Source organism: Burkholderia sp. BDU5, from assembly GCF_001522845.1.
Lineage (GTDB): Bacteria > Pseudomonadota > Gammaproteobacteria > Burkholderiales > Burkholderiaceae > Burkholderia > Burkholderia mayonis.
This window is the reverse complement of record NZ_LOWC01000046.1, coordinates 18308-36800: the sequence shown is the minus strand read 5'-3', so window position 1 is coordinate 36800 and position 18493 is coordinate 18308. Positions and strand designations below refer to the sequence as shown.

Here is an 18493-nt window from a genome sequence, read left to right as displayed (position 1 = left end):
CCAATCTGATCGCCGTCCATGAGCGCCTCCGTCGCCGCGCCGCCTCCCGCGCTGTCGCGCAAAGCCGAATTCAAGGCCGCGAAGGCCGGGTTGCTCGCGCGCTTCAAGACCGCGGCCAACGTCACGCCGCTGATGCATGCGCTGTCGCGCGCGACCGACGACGCGCTGCGCCACCTCTGGCAAGCGTGCGGGCTGCCCGCGACGCTCGCGCTCGTCGCGGTCGGCGGCTACGGGCGCGGCGAGCTGTCGCCGCATTCGGACGTCGACATTCTCGTGCTCCTGCCCGACTCGCACGCGAGCGAGCTCGACGAGCGGATCGAGCGCTTCATCGGGATGGCGTGGGATCTCGGGCTCGAGATCGGCAGCAGCGTGCGCACCGTCGATCAATGCATCGAAGAAGCGTCGCAGGACGTCACCGTGCAGACGTCGCTGCTGGAAGCGCGCCGCATCGTCGGCAGCACCGCGCTCTTCGAGCGCTTCACGCTGCGCTATCGCGAGGCGCTCGACGCGCGCGCGTTCTTCCAGGCGAAGGTGCTCGAGATGCGCCAGCGCCACGCGAAGTTCCAGGACACGCCGTACAGCCTCGAGCCGAACGTGAAGGAAAGCCCCGGCGGCCTGCGCGATCTGCAGACGATCCTCTGGATCGCCCGCGCGGCGGGCTTCGGCAGCAGTTGGCGCGAGCTCGACACGCGCGGGCTCATCACCGATCGCGAGGCGCGCGAGCTGCGCCGCAACGAAGGTTTCCTGAAGACGCTGCGCGCCCGGCTGCACGTGATCGCCGGGCGCCGGCAGGACATCCTCGTGTTCGATCTGCAAACGCAGGCGGCCGAGAGCTTCGGCTACCGGCCGACGCACGCGAAGCGCGCGAGCGAGCAGCTGATGCGGCGCTATTACTGGGCCGCGAAGGCGGTCACGCAGCTCGCGACGATCCTGATCCAGAACATCGAGGCGCAGCTCTTCCCGGCGACGAGCGGCGTCACGCGCGTGCTGTCGCCCGGGCGCTTCGTCGAGAAGCAGGGGATGCTCGAGATCGCCGCGGACGACGTGTTCGAGCGCCACCCGGACGCGATCCTCGAAGCGTTCCTGCTGTACGAGGCGACGCGTGGCGTGAAGGGCCTGTCCGCACGCACGCTGCGCGCGCTCTACAACTCGCGCGACGTGATGAACAACGCGTGGCGGCGCGATCCGCGCAACCGCCGCACGTTCATGCAGATCCTTCAGCAGCCGGAAGGCATCACGCACGCGTTCCGCCTGATGAACCAGACGAGCGTGCTCGGCCGCTATCTGCTGAACTTCCGGCGAATCGTCGGCCAGATGCAGCACGACCTGTACCACGTGTATACGGTCGATCAGCACATCCTGATGGTGCTGCGCAACATCCGCCGCTTCGCGGTCGCCGAGCATGCGCACGAATATCCGTTCTGCAGTCAGCTGATCGTGAACTTCGAGCGGCCGTGGGTGCTGTACGTCGCCGCCCTCTTCCACGACATCGCGAAAGGCCGCGGCGGCGACCACTCGACGCTCGGGATGGCCGATGCGCGGCGCTTCTGCCGCGAGCATGGGATCGCTGGCGACGACGCGGCGCTCGTCGCGTGGCTCGTCCAGCATCACCTGACGATGAGCCAGGTCGCGCAAAAGCAGGACACGAGCGATCCGGATGTGATCAAGCGCTTCGCCGATCTCGTCGGCAGCGAGCGGCGCCTGACCGCGCTCTACCTGCTGACCGTCGCCGACATCCGCGGCACGAGTCCGAAGGTGTGGAATACGTGGAAAGGCAAGCTGCTCGAGGATCTCTATCGCTCGACGCTCGCGGTGCTGGGCGGCGCGCAGCCCGACGCGCATTCCGAGCTGAAGACGCGGCAGGAAGAGGCGCTCGCGCTGCTGCGCCTCGAAACCGTGGCGCCCGATGCGCACCGCGCGCTGTGGGATCAACTCGACGTCGGCTACTTCCTGCGCCACGACGCGGCCGACATCGCGTGGCAGACCCGCGTGCTGTACCGGCACGTCGAAGCCGACACGGCGATCGTCCGCGCGCGGCCGTCGCCCGTCGGCGACGCGCTGCAGGTGCTCGTCTACGTAAAGGACCGCTCGGACCTGTTCGCGGGAATCTGCGCGTACTTCGACCGCAACGGGCTGTCGGTGCTCGACGCGCGCGTGAACACGACGCGCCACGGCTACGCGCTCGACAACTTCATCGTCACGCAGACCGAGCACGACGTGCAGTACCGAGACATCGCGAACCTCGTCGAGCAGCAGCTCGCCGCGCGCCTCGCCGAATCGGCGCCGCTGCCCGAGCCGTCGAAGGGCCGGCTGTCTCGGCTGTCGCGCACGTTCCCGATCACGCCGCGCGTCGACCTGCGGGCCGACGAGCGCGGCCAATACTACATTCTGTCCGTGTCCGCCAACGACCGGCCGGGTCTTCTTTATTCGATCGCGCGCGTGCTGGCTGAGCACCGGGTCGGCGTCCATGCGGCGCGGATCAATACGCTCGGCGAACGCGTCGAGGACGTCTTCATGCTCGACGGTACCGGTTTGTCCGACAATCGTCTGCAGATCCAAGTCGAAACCGAGTTGCTGCGCGCGATCGCAGTGTGAGTGTGTTCCAGCGTTTATGCGCACAAAATTGACCGTCAAGAATCCGCGGCCGGCGACACCCGGCCGCGCCCCCGTCCGCTCCGGCAGCCTCACCGCGCGCAAGGTCGCGCGGCCCGACGCGAAAGCGGCGGGCGAGAAACCCATGGCGCCGAAGTCCGCGGCCAAATCCGCCGGGAAGCCCGCCGCGAAGCCGTCGGCACCGCGAGGCGCCGCGACCGCCGCGCCGAAGCGCGCGGGCGCGCCGTCGCGTCCGACTGCGGCGTCCGAAGGCAAACGCGTCACGAAGCCGCGCACTGCGGATGGCGCGGCCCGCCCGAGCGGCGAGCGTACGTCGGCGAAGCGCGCCGGCGCTCCCGGTGCCGCAGCCGGCGGACGCGCCCGCCGTACGGACACGAAGTCCGAGCGCCGCCCCGCCGATCGCGGCGGGCAACGCGACGAACGACCGTCGCGCAGCACGGACGCACGTTCGTTCGATCCGGGCGCGCGCGGCAAAGGCCGCGCGGAGCGCGACACGACGAAACCCGCCGGCACGCGCGGCGCGGCCGACGCCAAGTTCGGCGGCGCGTCCCGGCCCCCACCGCGCCAGTCCGACGACCGCGCGCCACGCGCGAACGGCCGCACCGCGCGCGATGCCGCACCCTCGTCGTTCGCGGGCAAAGGCGCGGCAGGCGGCAAGCGTGCGCCGCAGCGCGCCGACGATCGCTACGGCGCCCCCGCCAAACGCGCGCCTTCGCGCGCCGCGCACTCCGACGAACGCAAGGCGCCACGCGAGCGCACAGCCGACGATCGCCGCCCCGCCGCCCGGGCAACGACGGGTCCCGCGCTCAAAGTCGCTCAGCCGATCAAGCGTCGCGCGACCAGCTCCGGCGAATCCGCGGCACACGTCGACCGCGGCGACGAAACGGGCCTCGTGCGCCTGTCGAAGCGCATGTCGGAGCTCGGCCTCTGCTCGCGCCGCGAGGCGGACGAATGGATCGAGAAAGGCTGGGTGCTCGTCGACGGCGAGCGCATCGACACGCTCGGCTCGAAGGTGCGCGCCGACCAGCGCATCGAGATCGACTCGAACGCGCGCGCCGCGCAGGCGGCGCAAGTGACGATCCTGCTGCATAAACCGGTCGGCTATGTGTCGGGCCAGGCGGAAGACGGCTACGCGCCCGCCGCGACGCTCGTCACGCGCGAGAACCACTGGAGCGGCGACCGCTCCCCGCTGCGCTTCTCGCCGCTGCACCTGCGCGCGCTCGCGCCCGCAGGCCGGCTCGACATCGATTCGACGGGCCTGCTCGTGCTGACGCAAAACGGCCGTGTCGCGAAGCAGCTGATCGGCGAGCAATCCGACATCGACAAGGAATATCTGGTGCGCGTGCGCTTTGGCGAACGCATGGCCGACGTCGACCAGCACTTCCCCGCCGAGTCGCTCGCGAAGCTGCGCCACGGCCTCGAGCTCGACGGCGCGCCGCTCAAGCCCGCGATGGTCAGTTGGCAGAACGGCGAGCAGTTGCGCTTCGTGCTGCGAGAAGGCAAGAAGCGCCAGATTCGCCGGATGTGCGAGCTCGTCGGCCTCGAAGTGATCGGCCTGAAGCGCGTGCGGATGGGCCGCGTGATGCTGGGAGCGCTGCCGCAGGGCGAGTGGCGCTACCTCGGGCCGGACGAGTCGTTCTGAACGAAGCGGCCGCGCGGCGGGCGGCCGCGCGGTAGTTGCCCGGCTTTCGCCACGAGAAAACGCCCGCAACCGCAGCAATGCCGTTCAGTTGAGATCAAAAAGGCCGCTCCGATTGATACCGGAGCGGCCTTTTTCCGTGGTTCTGCAAGGCTAGGCCACTGCGAACCACGCTTAACTGAACGGCATTACCGCAACCGCGGGCGTTTTCGTTTCCGCTCTGCCATCGTCGCGACGCCCCGGCGCGCGCCGCTTTGCAGCCTCAGTCATCCGACTGCGCGTCGAGCCCCGGAAACAGCACGTCGGTGAAGCCGAACTTCGAGAAATCGGTGATCCGCATCGGATAAAGCTTCCCAATCAGGTGGTCGTACTCGTGCTGGACCACCCGTGCATGAAAGCCCTCCGCGATACGCTCGAGCTTCGCGCCGAACTGGTCGAAGCCGCTGTAGCGCACGCGCCGGTAGCGGCTCACGACGCCGCGCAGCCCCGGCACCGACAGGCAGCCCTCCCAGCCCTCTTCCATGTCGGGCGGCAGATATTCGACCGTCGGATTGACGAGCACGGTCTCCGGCACGGGCGGCGCCTCCGGATAGCGCTCGCTGCTGCCAAAGCCGAAGATGATCACCTGCAGCCCGACACCGAGCTGCGGCGCGGCGAGCCCCGCGCCGTTCGCATGATGCATCGTCTCGAACATGTCCGCGACGAGCGCGTGCAGCTCGGGCGTGTTGAATGCTTCGACCGGCTTGGCGACCTCCAGCAAACGCTGATCGCCCATCTTCAGAATCTCGCGAATCATCGCGCGTGGCCCTCCAGAAGTTTGTGCATGCCCTCTTCGTCCAGCACCGGAATGCCGAGTTCCTCGGCCTTCGCGAGCTTGCTGCCCGCATCGGCGCCGGCGACGACGTAATCGGTTTTCTTCGACACCGAGCCCGCAACCTTCGCGCCCGCCGCCTCGAGCATCTCCTTCGCCGCGTCGCGCGTGAGCGTCGGCAGCGTGCCCGTCAGCACGACGGTCTTGCCCGCGAGCACGCCTTGCGGCGCGCGCGGCGCGGGCGGCCCTTCGGGCCACGTGACGCGGCCCGGCGCGCGCAGTTGCTCGATCACCGTGCGATTGTGCTCCTCGGCGAAGAACTGATGGATCGATTCGGCGACGATCGGCCCGACGTCGTTGACCTCGAGCAACGCTTCGATCGACGCGTCCATGATCGGATCGAGCGAGCCGAAATGCTTCGCGAGATCCTTCGCCGTCGATTCGCCGACGTGCCGGATCCCGAGCGCGTAGACGAAGCGCGCGAGCGTCGTGTGCTTCGCCTTGTCGAGCGAATCGATCAGGTTCTGCGCGGACTTCTCCGCGAAGCGGTCGAGCTCGACGAGCGTCGAGAAACCGAGGTTGAACAGATCCGCCGGCGTGCGCACGAGGTTCTGCTCGACGAGCTGGTCGATGATCCTCTCGCCGAGCCCGTCGATGTCGAGCGCGCGGCGCTGCGCGAAGTGCCACAGCGCCTGCTTGCGCTGCGCGGGACAAAAGAGCCCGCCCGTGCAGCGCGCGATCGCCTCGTCCGGCAGCCGCTCGATCCGCGATCCGCATTCGGGACATGCCGTCGGCATCACGAATTCGCGTGCATCCGCCGGTCGGCGTTCGAGCACAGCCGACACCACCTCGGGAATCACGTCGCCCGCGCGGCGCACGATCACCGTGTCGCCGATCCGGATGTCCTTGCGGCGCACTTCGTCTTCGTTGTGCAGCGTCGCGTTCGTGACGGTCGCGCCGCCGACGAACACGGGCTCGAGGCGCGCGACCGGCGTGATCGCACCCGTGCGGCCGACCTGCACGTCGATCGCGACGAGCTTCGTCAGCGCCTCCTGCGCGGGGAACTTGTGCGCGAGCGCAAAACGCGGTGCGCGCGACACGAAGCCGAGCCGCTCCTGCTCATCGCGACGGTTCACCTTGTAGACGACGCCGTCGATGTCGTACGGCAGCGACTCGCGCCGCGCGCCGACCGCGTGGAAAAACTCGAGGAGACCCGCCGCGCCGCGCACGACCGCGCGCTCGCGGTTCACCGGCAGCCCGAGCGTCTCGTACCAGTCGAGGAGGCCGCCGTGCGTGTCGGGCATGTCGACGCCGTCGAGCATGCCGATCCCGTAAGCGAAGAACGACAGCGGCCGCGACGCGGTGATCTTCGAATCGAGCTGCCGGAGGCTTCCCGCCGCCGCGTTGCGCGGGTTCGCGAACTCGCGCTGGCCCGCCGCGCGCTGACGTTCGTTCAGGCGCGCGAAATCGCGCTTGAACATCAGCACTTCGCCGCGCACGTCGAGCACGCGCGGCACGTGCTTGCCCTTCAGCTTCAGCGGGATCGAGCGGATCGTGCGGATGTTCCGGGTGACGTCCTCGCCCGTCGTGCCGTCGCCGCGCGTCGACGCTTGCACGAAGCGGCCGTCCTCGAAGCGCAGCGAGACCGCGAGGCCGTCGAACTTCAACTCGCACGCGTACTCGACGGGATCGGTCACGGTGCCGGCGAGGTCGGCCGCCTTGTCGAGGCCGTCGGCCACGCGCTTGTCGAACGCGACGACGTCTTCGTCGGCAAAGCCGTTGTTGAGCGAGAGCATCGGCGTGTCGTGCATGACGGGCGTGAAGCCGCTCGCGACTTCGCCGCCGACCCGCTGCGTCGGCGATTCGGGCGTGACGAGATCGGGGTGCTCGGCCTCGATTTGCTGCAGCTCGACGAAGAGGCGATCGTACTCGGCGTCGGGCAGCTCCGGCTGGTCGAGCACGTAATAGGCGTAGTTCGCCCGCTCGAGCTCGGCGCGCAGCCACGCGGCACGCTTCGCCGGCTGGCTGGCGGGCGGTTCAACTGGGGATCGGGCCATGCTGGCGGCACTTTCTCGTGAGGATGATCAGGCGATGATTATCTCAGTTCGAGCCCTTTTCGGCATCGGCTGAATGGCCTGTCGAGCGCAGTGCACGAACGGCGATCGGGAGGTCGAGTCCCGCTGTCTTTGCCGGCCGCTTTGCGGCTTCGCGGGACGACCGGGCGAGGCGGGCTGGGGGATGGGCGGCAGCTCGATCGAATCGGCTGTGGCGGGGCGGCAATCGAAATCCGGCCGGCCGACGTCACGGCGCTTCACGCCCCAAAGCGAAAGCGCCGCAATTCGACCGCCTTGCGCCCGATCGATTCGGGCTACGCAGCGCAACGCGGCGACGCGACCGCAAGCTGCGATCGCGGCCAGCGTAACCGCCCCGCGCCGCAACGCAGCGAAGAAAAACGCTGCGCTTACTGGCTGAACAGCCGCCGCGTGACGGGTGAGCCGGCCGGAATGCCCGCCTCCTCGAGCCGAGCATACAGCTTCATCAACTGCTGCTCGATCGCAAGCAGCGTCGATTCCGGCAGCGGCCGGCGCTGGTCGTCGACGACGCGCGCGCCGATCCGCTCCGACAGCGACTTCGCGTAGTCGCACATCAGCCTGAACGGCAGGATGTCCTCGTCGGCAACGGGCACGTCGAGGACGAGCGTGATCAGATTGCCGCCCTTGTACGTGAGGTCGTCGCGCAGGAAATTCGTGTCGCCGAACTGCAGCATGAAGACGGGATTCTGCTTCGCGTCGAGCTTCACGAAGCGCGTGCCGTCGCGCGACAGCAGGAGTCCGTCCTGCGACGCGACCGCCTGCACGTAGTTCGCCGACCACGGCGCGCCGTCCGACATCACGTTGACCGACAGTTGCGCGTCGCACTGCGCGGCGAAGCCGTCGAGCTCGCGCGCCATCGACACCGTTTCCATCATGTCCGGGAATTCCGGCGCGCCGTCGATCGCATCCGCGAACTGCTGGACGCCCGTCACGAATTCGGAGAACTCGAGCTCGTTGAGCGGGCCGCTGCGGTTTGCGAGCTGCGCGGCCGCGCGCAGCTCTTCGTAGCGCACGCCGTTCTGCAGCAGCTCCCACGCGCCGCCGCCCTCCGGCTTGCCTTCGATGTGCACCGGCTTGCTGCCCGCGCGGCGCAGCCGTTGCGCGGCGGGCAGGATCTTGTCGCCCGCGAGCGCCCCCCCTAGGCGGATCGGCACGATGCAGTCGATCCGGCGATCGACGATCGCGGGCGTCGCCGCGGAGATCGTCGTCGCGGCGGGCAGCACCGGCTCGACCGGCTCGTCGTGCGCGTGGGCGGGCGCGGCCGCTTCGCCGCCGCTCGTCTCGACGGCGGGCTCGACCGCGCCGTTCGCAATCGTCGCCTCGGCCTGCAGGTCGGCCGGCGTGTCGGCGGGCGCCGCGCCGCCGAACGTCGGCTCGACGCGCGCCGCGCCGTCGCCCTGCTCACCCGCCGCGGTCTCGCGGCGCGCCGGCTGCCGCACCGGTTCGATGAAGGGCGCCTCGTCGTCGCGCTCGTGCCGCGCGGCGGCTTCGGCCGCCTCGGGCGGCATCGGGCGCGGCATCCTGCGACGCACCTTCGCCCCCTGCCATGCGTTGTAGACCACGACGCCGCCCACCACGACGGCGCCCGCGCCGATCAACCCGAGTGTCAACTCGTCCATGCACGCTCCATCAAATTCTTTTTCATTGGACTCGCGGACGGGCGCCCATGCGCCGCGCGCCCGCGGGCCATTCGTCAAACGTCAATTCTGCGCAAAACCCGCGGCGGTTTCCATGTCCACCGCGACGATCCGCGACACACCCTGCTCCTGCATCGTCACGCCGATCAGTTGCTGCGCCATCTCCATCGCGATCTTGTTGTGCGAGATGAAGAGGAACTGCGTCTTGTCCGACATCGCGCGCACGAGGTTCGCGAATCGCTCGGTGTTCGCGTCGTCGAGCGGCGCGTCGACCTCGTCGAGCAAACAGAACGGCGCCGGGTTCAGCTGGAACATCGCGAACACGAGCGCGGTCGCCGTCAGCGCCTTCTCGCCGCCCGACAGCAGGTGAATCGTCGCATTCTTCTTGCCGGGCGGCTGCGCCATCACCTGCACGCCGGCGTCGAGGATCTCGTCGCCCGTCATGATGAGCTTCGCCTGGCCGCCGCCGAAGAGGCGCGGGAACAGATCGCTGAAATGGCGGTTCACTTCGTCGAAGGTCGCCTGCAGCAGCGTGCGGGTTTCCTGGTCGATCTTGCGGATCGCATCCTCGAGCGTCTCGATCGCGTTCGTCAGGTCGGCCGATTGCGCGTCGAGGAACACCTTGCGCTCGCTCGCCGCCGCGAGCTCTTCGAGCGCCGCCATGTTGACGGGGCCGAGCGCGCCGACCGCGTTGTTGATCCGCGTGACCTCGCCCTGCAGGTACGACGGCTTCATGTCCGGCGTGAGCTTGTCCTTCAGCGCGGCCTCGTCGACCTCGGCCGCCGCGAGCTGCTCGGCGAACTGCTCGCCCGTCATCCGCGCCGCCTGTTCCTTCAGCTGCAGCTCGGTGATGCGCTCGCGCAGCGGCTGCAGCGAGCGCTCGGCCGCCAAGCGCGTCTCGTCGGCCGCGCGCAGCTTCGCGGTCAGGTCGTCGAGCTCCGCGCGCGCGGCGCCGAGCGCCTGCTCCTTCGCCGCGCGCACTTCGAGCGCGTCCTGCAGGCCGGTGTGCGCGGTCTGCTCGTTGATCGCCTCGAGCTCCGCGCGCGCGTCCTCGAGCGACGCAGCCACGCGCTCGCTCTGATCGTGCGCGACCTGGATCGTGCGCTTCAGCTCGTCGATCCGGTTCGCCGACTGGCGCGCCGCGAAGCGCGCATCGGTGGCCGCGCGCTCGAGCTCGCGCGCTTCCTGGCGCGCGTTCGTCAGCGCTTCGTCGAGCGCCTCAAACGCGAGCTGGTTGTCCTCGAAGCGCGCCTGCAGCTCGGCGAGCTCGGCGTCGTGACGCTCGAAGTTCGCCTCCGACTCCGCGCGCAGCGCGCGCTGCTCTTCGATCTGCGCGCCGATCTCCTCCAGCTCCTCGCGAATCTGCGTGCTGCGCTGCGAGTAACGCTCGTGCGCCTGCGCGAGCTTCAGCACGTCCATCTGCAGCGCGTGCACGCGCTGCGTCGCGCGCTCGGCCTGCGCGCGCACTTCGGTCAGCGCCTGCGACGCCTGCGTGTGCGCCGCTTCCGCGCGGATCGCCGCCGCCTTCGCTTCGTCCGCCAGGAGCGCCTGCGCGCGCACCTGGCGCACCAGGTTCTCGATTTCCTGCTGGCGCGCGAGCATCCCCGCCTGCTCGGAATCGGCCGCATACAGCTGCACGCCCGAGCGCGTGACGACGTGGCCCGCCTTCACGACGAACGCGCCGCCCTGCGGCAACTGCGTGCGCGCGGCGAGCGCCTGCGCGAGATCGTCGGCGATGAATACGGTGCCGAGCCAGTCGTTGAGCACCGCGCGCAGGCCCGCGTCGTCGATCCGCACGAGCGACAGGAGCGGCCGCTGCGCGCCCGGCGCGGCGAGCGGCTCGCCCGCGGGCGGCGGCGCGTAGAACGCGAGCTTCGCCGGCGGCGCGTCGGTCGCGAACGCCTTCACCCAGTCGAGATTCGACACTTCGAGCGCCGCGAGCCGCTCGCGCAGCACCGCTTCGAGCGCGGTCTCCCAGCCGGCCTCGACATGCAGCTTCTTCCACAGACGCGGCAGCGCGCCGAGCTCGTGCTTGTCGAGCCACGGCTGAATCTTGCCTTCCGTCTGCACGTTTTCCTGCAACTGCTTGAGCGCGGCCAGGCGCGCTTCGAGCTGATGAATCTGCGCGCTCTCGGCCTGCACGCGCTCGTGCGCGGCACGGCGCTCCGCGTCGAGGCGCGGCAGCGTCTCCTGCGCGTCGGCCAAGCGCGCCTGCGCCTCGGCAAGCATCTCTTCGTGCTCGGCGAGCTGCATCCGCAGCGCTTCGAGCTGCGCCTCGTCGGGCGCGTCGAGACCGCCCGCCTCGGTCTTCAGACGCTCGTGGCGCTGCTGGAGCTGCTGGAGCTGCTGATCGGCGTTGCGCTGGTGCGCGGCTTCGAGCTTGAGCGCCTGCTCGGTCTGCGCGATCCGGCCGCGCTCGTCGTTCAGCCCGGTCTGCGCGTCGCGCCAGCGCGCCTCGAGCGTGGGCAGCGCGTCGTGCTTCGCGGCCGCGTCGTCCTCGGCGAGCGCCGCCTTCTCGTCGGCGACCGCGCGCGCTTCTTCCGCTTCCTCGAGGTCGCCCTGCGCCTTGCCGGCCTGCGCGCGCCACTGCTCCTGCTGCGCGACGAGCGCCGCGATCTGCGACTGCACGCGGTTGCGCGACTCGACGATGAACTTGATCTCGGCCTCGAGGCGGCTCACCTCGGCGTTCGCTTCGTAGAGCGCCCCCTGCGCGCCCTGCATCGCGTCGCTCGCCGAATAGTGCGCGACGCGCAGCGTCTCCAGTTGCGCCTCGACTTCGCGCAGCCTCGCGGTCTGCGCGTCGAGCTCGATCTGCGCGTCGCCGATCGCACGGCGCTGCTTGTCCTGCTCGGCCGCCGCCTCGTTCTTGCGCAGCAGCCACAGCAGGCGCTGCTTCTCCTCGCCGTCGGCGACGAGCTCCTTGTACCTCGTCGCGACGACCGCCTGCGCTTCGAGCTTCTCGAGATTCGAGCCGAGCTCGCGGATGATGTCCTCGACGCGCGTCAGGTTTTCGCGCGTGTCGTGCAGGCGGTTCTCGGTTTCGCGGCGGCGCTCCTTGTACTTCGACACGCCCGCCGCCTCTTCGAGGAACACGCGCAGCTCTTCGGGCTTCGCCTCGATGATCCGCGCGATCATCCCCTGGCCGATGATCGCGTACGCGCGCGGACCGAGACCCGTGCCGAGGAAAATGTCCTGGATGTCGCGGCGGCGCGCGGGCAGGTTGTTGATGTAATAGCTCGACGTGCCGTCGCGCGTCAGCACGCGCTTCACGGCGATCTCACCGTACTGGCCCCACTGGCCGGCCGCGCGGCCGTCGGAGTTGTCGAACACGAGCTCGACACTCGCCCGGCTGCCGGGCTTGCGGGCCGTCGAGCCGTTGAAGATGACGTCCTGCATCGACTCGCCGCGCAGCTCGGACGCGCGCGATTCGCCGAGCACCCAGCGCACGGCGTCGATGATGTTGGATTTGCCGCACCCGTTCGGTCCCACCACGCCGACCAGTTGACCTGGGACCTGGAAGTGCGTGGGATCGACGAAAGATTTGAAGCCAGCGAGTTTGATCGAGCTCAGACGCACGGCGGTATCGGTGGTAAAGAGTGTGAAACGGTTGGGAACGTGTGTTGCGCGCCGCGATTCGACCGCGAGGCCCGCGCGCGCGCCGCACGCCCAAGATTCGAAAAACGGGGCCGTGCTGTCAAGCAGTCGGCCCCGCGAATGGGGCCAATCATACCATCGCGCGCGCGCTGTCCCGCGGCTTGCGCGGTTCGCCGTCAGCCGGCCGGGCGCGGTGCACGCGGCTCGACAGCAGGGTCGCGACGACGATGCAGAGGCCGCCCGCCCATTCGCGCGCGGTCGGCACTTCGTTGGCAAAAAGCCACGCCGACAGCGCTGTGACGACGATCTCGAACAGCATGATGATCGATGCGCGGTTCGCCGGCACGCGCGCCAAGCCGTGCTGGACGAGCATGTTGTTCGCCGCGACCGTCACGCCAATCCCGGCGACGAGGAGCGCCGCGAAGCCTAAGTCGTCGCCCACAGGCACCGGCGGCAGGCCCTCGACGAGCGACGCGACGACGCCGAGCGCGGCCGCGCCGCCGAAGAGCGTCGCCGTGCGCATCTCGGGCTTCATCTGCGGCAGCTCACGGCTCGCCTTGACGACGAGCACGTTGCTCATCGCGAAGCTCATCCCGGCCCCGAGCCCCGCCCATTCGGCCGGGTTCGACGGCAGCGGCACGCCGAGCCGCGGCGACCACAGCATCAGCATCGCGCCGGCGAGCGACAGCGCGGCGAGCGCCGCGCCCGCGAACGTGAGCCGCTCGCGCAGGATGAAGTGCGCGTAGATCGCGGTCCACGCGGGCGTCAGATAAAAGAGCAGCATCACGCGCAGCACTTCGCCGTGAATCGTGCCCCAGACGAAGCCGAGATTCGTCACGCCCGCCGCGATGCCGAGCGCGGGCAGCAGCCAGTGCCAGCGCACCGTCGCGATCGACCCGCGCCGCACGATCAGCACGAACGCGCAGGCGACGACGCTCGTCAGCGCGCTCGCCGCCGTGCCCGTCACGCCGAGCGCCGCCAGGAGGCGCAGCGGATACCAGATCAGGCCCCATACCGACGCGCCGATCAGAATCGCGAGCGTCGGCCCGCCGGCGCTCCCTCGTTCATTCATTTGCAAACCGAACCTCTTCTTCCTTCGTCGTACAGCGTCGCGGCGCGCTCGCCGCGCGTTCCGCCGTCCGATGTCACGCTATAATCGAGCGCCGTCGCCGCGCCCAACAGGGCAGGCACGGGCCGGCACGCCGGCATTCCGCGCCGCCATCCGCCGCGCCCCGCTTCGCCCGCGCCCGGCGGCGCCTGCCGCGCCCCTGTTTCGCGCCCGTTTCGCTTAAACCGGCCTGTCCGATCGGCCATCTACCGGCTCCGTCCGTCCAAGCCCGTGAATCCTCGTCTCGATACGCTTCAGCCCTATCCGTTCGAAAAGCTCCGCGCGCTCTTTGCCGGCGTGACGCCGCCCGCGCATCTGCCGCCGATCAGCTTCGGCATCGGCGAGCCGAAGCACGCGACGCCCGCGCTGATCCGCGACGCCGCCGCGGCCGCGCTGGACGGCCTCGCGTCGTATCCGGCGACAGCGGGCACCGACGCGCTCCGCGAGACGGTCGCCCGCTGGCTCGAGCGCCGCTACGGGCTGCCCGCGATCGACGCCGCGACGCAGGTGCTCGCCGCATCGGGCTCGCGCGAGGCGCTCTTCTCGCTCGCGCAGGCGGTGATCGATCCGACCGCCGGCAAGCGCGGCGAGAACGCCGGCCAAAACGGCGAAAGGCCGATCGTACTCTGTCCGAATCCTTTCTATCAAATTTACGAAGGCGCGGCGCTCCTCGCGGGCGCCGAGCCGTACTTCGTCAACAGCGACCCGGCGCGCAACTTCGCGCCCGACTACTCGGTCGTGCCGGACGACGTGTGGGCGCGCACGCAGCTCGTCTACGCATGCTCGCCCGGCAACCCGACGGGCGCCGTGCTGACGCTCGACGACTGGCGCGAGCTGTTCGCGCTATCGGACGAGCACGGCTTCGTGATCGCGTCCGACGAATGCTATTCGGAGATCTACTTCGACGAGTCGAAGCCGCCGATGGGCGGCCTCGAGGCCGCGCACCGGCTCGGCCGCGGCTTCGAACGCCTCGTGATGCTGTCGAGCCTGTCGAAGCGCTCGAACGTGCCGGGCATGCGCTCGGGCTTCGTCGCGGGCGACGCGGCGCTCTTGAAGCGCTTCCTGCTGTACCGCACGTACCACGGCGCGGCGCTGTCGCCCGTCTGGCAGAAGGCGAGCATCGCCGCCTGGGGCGACGAGGCGCACGTGCGCGAGAACCGCGCGCTCTACGCGCAGAAATTCGCGACCGTCACGCCGATGCTCGCCGACGTCGTCGACGTGCGCCCGCCCGACGCCGCGTTCTACCTGTGGGCGAACGTCGCGAGGACCGGCCTGTCGGATACCGAGTTCGCCCGGCGTCTCTTCGCCGACTATAATGTGACGGTCCTGCCCGGCTCGTATCTCGCCCGCGACGCGCATGGCGCGAATCCCGGCCGCGGCTTCATCCGGATCGCGCTCGTCGCCGGCACGGCCGAATGCGTCGAAGGCGCGCAGCGCATCGTCGATTTCTGCCGCGGCTTCGCCAGCTGAACGCGCTTCGAGCGCCCCCGATTCATCCATCATCCACGTCCAGCATAGCCACGAACATGTCGCAACAACTTCAGCAAATCATCGATAACGCCTGGGAAAAGCGCGCCGAACTGTCGCCGAAGGCCGCGTCCGCGGAGATCCGCGAAGCCGTCGCGCACGCGATCGAGCAGCTCGACAAAGGCGCGCTGCGCGTCGCCGAGAAGATCGACGGCGAATGGACCGTGCACCAGTGGCTGAAGAAGGCCGTGCTGCTGTCGTTCCGCCTGGAAGACAACGCGCCGATGCCGGCGGGCGGCTACTCGCAGTTCTACGACAAGGTGCCGTCGAAGTTCGCGAACTACACGGCCGAAGACTTCGCGGCGGGCGGCTTCCGCGTCGTGCCGCCCGCCATCGCGCGCCGCGGCTCGTTCATCGCAAAAAACGTCGTGCTGATGCCGTCGTACACGAACATCGGCGCGTACGTCGACGAAGGCACGATGGTCGATACCTGGGCGACGGTCGGCTCGTGCGCGCAGATCGGCAAGAACGTGCACCTGTCGGGCGGCGTCGGCATCGGCGGCGTGCTCGAGCCGCTGCAGGCGAACCCCGTCATCATCGAGGACAACTGCTTCATCGGCGCACGCTCGGAAGTCGTCGAAGGCGTGATCGTCGAGGAGAACTCGGTGATCTCGATGGGCGTGTACCTCGGCCAGAGCACGAAGATCTACGACCGCGAAACGGGCGAAGTGACGTATGGCCGCATTCCGGCCGGCTCGGTCGTCGTCGCGGGCAACCTGCCGTCGAAGGACGGCACGCACAGCCTGTACTGCGCGGTGATCGTGAAGAAGGTCGATGCGAAGACGCGCGCGAAGGTCGGCCTGAACGAACTGCTCCGAGGCGACTGATGGCGAAGCCTCGCACCGTGGTCGTGTACGGCATTCCGAACTGCGACACCGTGAAGAAGGCCCGCGTGTGGCTCGACGAGCACGGTGTCGAGTTCGAATTTCACGATTTCAAGAAAGCCGGCGTCAGCGCGCCGCTAGTCGAGGACTGGCTGAAGGACGTGCCGCTCGACGCGCTCCTGAACCGGCGCGGCACCACGTGGCGCGGCCTGGCCGACGACATGAAGGCGGCCGCCGAAACGCCGGCCGGCGCGATCGCGCTGATGATCCACAAGCCGTCGGTCATCAAGCGTCCGGTGCTGGTCGTCAACGGCCGCGTGAAGTCGCTCGGCTTCGCGGCCGACCAGTACACGGCGCTGTTTGCCGCGTAGCGCCCGCCTGCGCTGAACGCGCCACAAGCCTCATCGCTGCCGGCCACCGCGCCGGCATTTTTCATCGAAAGTGGTCCGAACCATGTCCGCCACCCTTGCCCTTACCGAACAACTGATCGCGCGCGCGTCCGTCACGCCCGACGATCAGCACTGCCAGCACCTGATGATCGAGCGCCTGACCGCGCTCGGCTTCGAGTGCGAAACGATCGCGTCGCACGGCGTGACGAATTTCTGGGCCGTCAAGCGCGGCGCGGCCGGCCGCAAAGGCAAGCTGCTCGCGTTCGCGGGCCATACCGACGTCGTGCCGACCGGCCCGCTCGAGCAGTGGAGCTCGCCGCCCTTCGTGCCGACGCATCGCGACGGCAAGCTGTACGGCCGCGGCGCGGCCGACATGAAGACCTCGCTGGCGGGCTTCGTCGTCGCGACGGAGGAGTTCGTCGCCGCGCATCCGCAGCATCGCGGCTCGATCGGCTTCCTGATCACGAGCGACGAGGAAGGCCCGGCAACGGACGGCACCGTGAAGATCGTCGAAGCGCTCCAGGCGCGCGGCGAGCGGCTCGATTACTGCATCGTCGGCGAGCCGACGTCGACGGCAACGCTCGGCGACGCCGTGAAGAACGGCCGGCGCGGCTCGATGTCGGGCGAGCTCGTCGTCAAGGGCGTGCAAGGCCACATCGCGTATCCGCATCTCGCGAAGAATCCGATCCACCTGCTCGCGCCAGCGCTCGCCGAGCTCGCGGCCGAGCAATGGGACGAAGGCAACGAGTATTTCCCGCCGACCACCTGGCAGGTGTCGAACCTGCGCGCGGGCACCGGCGCGACGAACGTGATCCCGGGCCACGCGGATCTGCTGTTCAACTTCCGCTTCTCGACGGCGAGCACCGTCGAAGGCCTGCAGGCGCGCGTGCACGCGATCCTCGACAAGCATCAGCTCGACTACGATCTGAACTGGTCGATCAGCGGCCTGCCGTTCCTCACGCCGCGCGGCGAGCTGTCGACCGCGCTCGATGAAGCGATCCGCGCGGAAACCGGCATGTCGCCCGAGCTGTCGACGACGGGCGGCACGTCCGACGGCCGCTTCATCGCGCGCATCTGCCCGCAGGTGATCGAGTTCGGCCCGCCGAACGGCAGCATCCACAAGATCGACGAGCACATCGAAGTGCGTTTCGTCGATCCGCTGAAGAACGTGTACCGTCGCGTACTCGAACAACTGATCGCTTGACGAAGGCCGCTCGATGACGACATCCCCCTCCCCGTTCAAAACCGTCCGCGACCTCGTCCGCTACGCGGTGTCGCGCTTCTCGCAGGCGAAGCTCGCGTTCGGCCACGGCTCGGACAACGCATTCGACGAAGCCGTCTATCTCGTGCTGCACACGCTGCACCTGCCGCTCGACACGCTCGAGCCGTTCCTCGACGCGCGCCTCGCGCCCGACGAGATCGACGCGGTGCTCGCCGTGATCGAGCGCCGCGCGGCCGAGCGCGTGCCTGCCGCATACCTCACGCGCGAAGCGTGGATGCACGGCCATCGCTTCTACGTCGACGAGCGCACGATCGTGCCGCGCTCGTTCATCGGCGAGCTGCTCGACGACGGCCTGCAGCCGTACATCGAGGACCCCGAGTTCGTCGGCTCGGTGCTCGAGCTGTGCACGGGCTCCGGCTGCCTCGCGATCCTCGCGGCGCTCGCGTTTCCGAACGCGAGCGTCGACGCGGTCGACCTGTCGGCCGACGCGCTCGAAGTGGCGAAGATCAATCGCGGCGACTATGGGCTCGACGAGCGGATCACGCTCTACCACGGCGATCTCTACGCGCCGCTGCCGCAGTTCAAATGGATCGATCCCGAGCAGCGCTACGACGTGATCATCACGAATCCGCCGTACGTGAACGCGGATTCGATGGCCGAGCTGCCCGCCGAATACCGGCACGAGCCGGAGATGGCGCTCGAGGGCGGCGCGGACGGGATGGACATCGTGCGCCGCATCATCGGCGAAGCGCGCCGGTGGCTGAAAGACGGAGGCGTGCTCGTCGTCGAGATCGGCAACGAGCGCGCGAACGTCGAGGCGGCGTTCGGCGGCCTCGATCTCGTGTGGCTGCCGACGAGCGCGGGCGACGACAGCGTGTTCCTGATCCACGCGAGCGACCTGCCTGCCGTTGCCGGCTGAAGCCGCGCTCGTCCGTGGGGGGCGGCCCGTCCGGTTCGTACGGAGTGGCCGCTCGCACGCACGCTTCGGTAAGATGCGCGTAAGCGGCGCCCGGTCGCGGCGCGCCGCGTGGCCTCC

The 18493-nt window shown here is 69.2% G+C and carries 12 protein-coding genes; 7 read left to right on the top strand and 5 right to left on the bottom strand.

The window, feature by feature from the left end:
• Positions 1-18: 18 nt before the first annotated feature.
• Positions 19-2595, top strand: coding sequence for a [protein-PII] uridylyltransferase (locus WS69_RS09235; RefSeq protein ID WP_059470485.1), 2577 nt, complete (start codon positions 19-21; stop codon positions 2593-2595).
• A gap of 16 nt (positions 2596-2611) precedes the next feature.
• Positions 2612-4255, top strand: a complete 1644-nt coding sequence (locus WS69_RS33145) for a pseudouridine synthase (protein WP_108033912.1) — start codon at positions 2612-2614, stop codon at positions 4253-4255.
• Positions 4256-4514: 259 nt separating this feature from the next.
• Here the strand turns inward: WS69_RS33145 and def are convergent, their stop codons facing one another.
• The 5 genes from def to WS69_RS09205 form a co-directional block, all read right to left on the bottom strand.
• Positions 4515-5048 (bottom strand): peptide deformylase, encoded by a 534-nt coding sequence (gene def, locus WS69_RS09225; RefSeq protein ID WP_059470484.1) that lies wholly within the window; start codon positions 5046-5048, stop codon positions 4515-4517.
• On the bottom strand, positions 5045-7120 hold the full coding sequence (ligA, locus tag WS69_RS09220) for an NAD-dependent DNA ligase LigA (protein WP_059470483.1): 2076 nt from the start codon (positions 7118-7120) through the stop codon (positions 5045-5047). Before ligA ends, def begins: the two co-directional genes overlap by 4 nt.
• 404 nt (positions 7121-7524) lie before the next feature.
• The gene (locus tag WS69_RS09215) at positions 7525-8775 is read right to left on the bottom strand and encodes a cell division protein ZipA C-terminal FtsZ-binding domain-containing protein (protein WP_059470482.1); all 1251 of its coding nucleotides are present in this window, start codon (positions 8773-8775) and stop codon (positions 7525-7527) included.
• 81 nt (positions 8776-8856) lie between these two features.
• Positions 8857-12369: a chromosome segregation protein SMC gene (gene smc / locus WS69_RS09210; protein ID WP_059470481.1), complete on the bottom strand. Its 3513-nt coding sequence runs from the start codon at positions 12367-12369 to the stop codon at positions 8857-8859.
• Between the two features lie 148 nt (positions 12370-12517).
• Entirely contained in the window at positions 12518-13465 is a 948-nt protein-coding gene (locus tag WS69_RS09205; RefSeq protein ID WP_082716065.1) for a DMT family transporter, read from the bottom strand.
• 261 nt (positions 13466-13726) lie between these two features.
• Between WS69_RS09205 and dapC the strand changes: the two genes are divergently transcribed.
• The 5 genes from dapC to prmB all read left to right on the top strand — a co-directional run bounded on the left by dapC (position 13727) and on the right by prmB (position 18376).
• Positions 13727-14965 carry a succinyldiaminopimelate transaminase gene (dapC, locus tag WS69_RS09200; RefSeq protein ID WP_059470479.1) on the top strand — a complete coding sequence of 413 codons (1239 nt, stop codon included), beginning with the start codon at positions 13727-13729 and terminating at the stop codon, positions 14963-14965.
• Between the two features lie 56 nt (positions 14966-15021).
• Positions 15022-15849, top strand: coding sequence for a 2,3,4,5-tetrahydropyridine-2,6-dicarboxylate N-succinyltransferase (dapD, locus tag WS69_RS09195; protein ID WP_059470478.1), 828 nt, complete (start codon positions 15022-15024; stop codon positions 15847-15849).
• Entirely contained in the window at positions 15849-16217 is a 369-nt protein-coding gene (locus tag WS69_RS09190; protein ID WP_059470477.1) for an ArsC family reductase, read from the top strand. The genes dapD and WS69_RS09190 overlap by 1 nt, the downstream gene beginning before the upstream one ends.
• Positions 16218-16299: 82 nt before the next feature.
• Positions 16300-17439 carry a succinyl-diaminopimelate desuccinylase gene (gene dapE, locus WS69_RS09185; RefSeq protein ID WP_059470476.1) on the top strand — a complete coding sequence of 380 codons (1140 nt, stop codon included), beginning with the start codon at positions 16300-16302 and terminating at the stop codon, positions 17437-17439.
• Between the two features lie 13 nt (positions 17440-17452).
• A complete protein-coding gene (gene prmB / locus WS69_RS09180) occupies positions 17453-18376 on the top strand; it encodes a 50S ribosomal protein L3 N(5)-glutamine methyltransferase (protein ID WP_059470475.1) in 924 nt (307 codons plus the stop codon).
• Positions 18377-18493 lie beyond the last annotated feature (117 nt).

Excerpts from the sequence above, each read along its gene's own strand:
- WS69_RS09190 (WP_059470477.1), top strand. The coding sequence starts at position 15,849 with ATGGCGAAGCCTCGCACCGTGGTCGTGTACGGCATTCCGAACTGCGAC.
- ligA (WP_059470483.1), bottom strand. The coding sequence starts at position 7,120 with ATGGCCCGATCCCCAGTTGAACCGCCCGCCAGCCAGCCGGCGAAGCGT.
- def (WP_059470484.1), bottom strand. The coding sequence starts at position 5,048 with ATGATTCGCGAGATTCTGAAGATGGGCGATCAGCGTTTGCTGGAGGTC.
- prmB (WP_059470475.1), top strand. The coding sequence starts at position 17,453 with ATGACGACATCCCCCTCCCCGTTCAAAACCGTCCGCGACCTCGTCCGC.
- WS69_RS33145 (WP_108033912.1), top strand. The coding sequence starts at position 2,612 with ATGCGCACAAAATTGACCGTCAAGAATCCGCGGCCGGCGACACCCGGC.
- WS69_RS09235 (WP_059470485.1), top strand. The coding sequence starts at position 19 with ATGAGCGCCTCCGTCGCCGCGCCGCCTCCCGCGCTGTCGCGCAAAGCC.
- dapE (WP_059470476.1), top strand. The coding sequence starts at position 16,300 with ATGTCCGCCACCCTTGCCCTTACCGAACAACTGATCGCGCGCGCGTCC.
- WS69_RS09215 (WP_059470482.1), bottom strand. The coding sequence starts at position 8,775 with ATGGACGAGTTGACACTCGGGTTGATCGGCGCGGGCGCCGTCGTGGTG.
- dapD (WP_059470478.1), top strand. The coding sequence starts at position 15,022 with ATGTCGCAACAACTTCAGCAAATCATCGATAACGCCTGGGAAAAGCGC.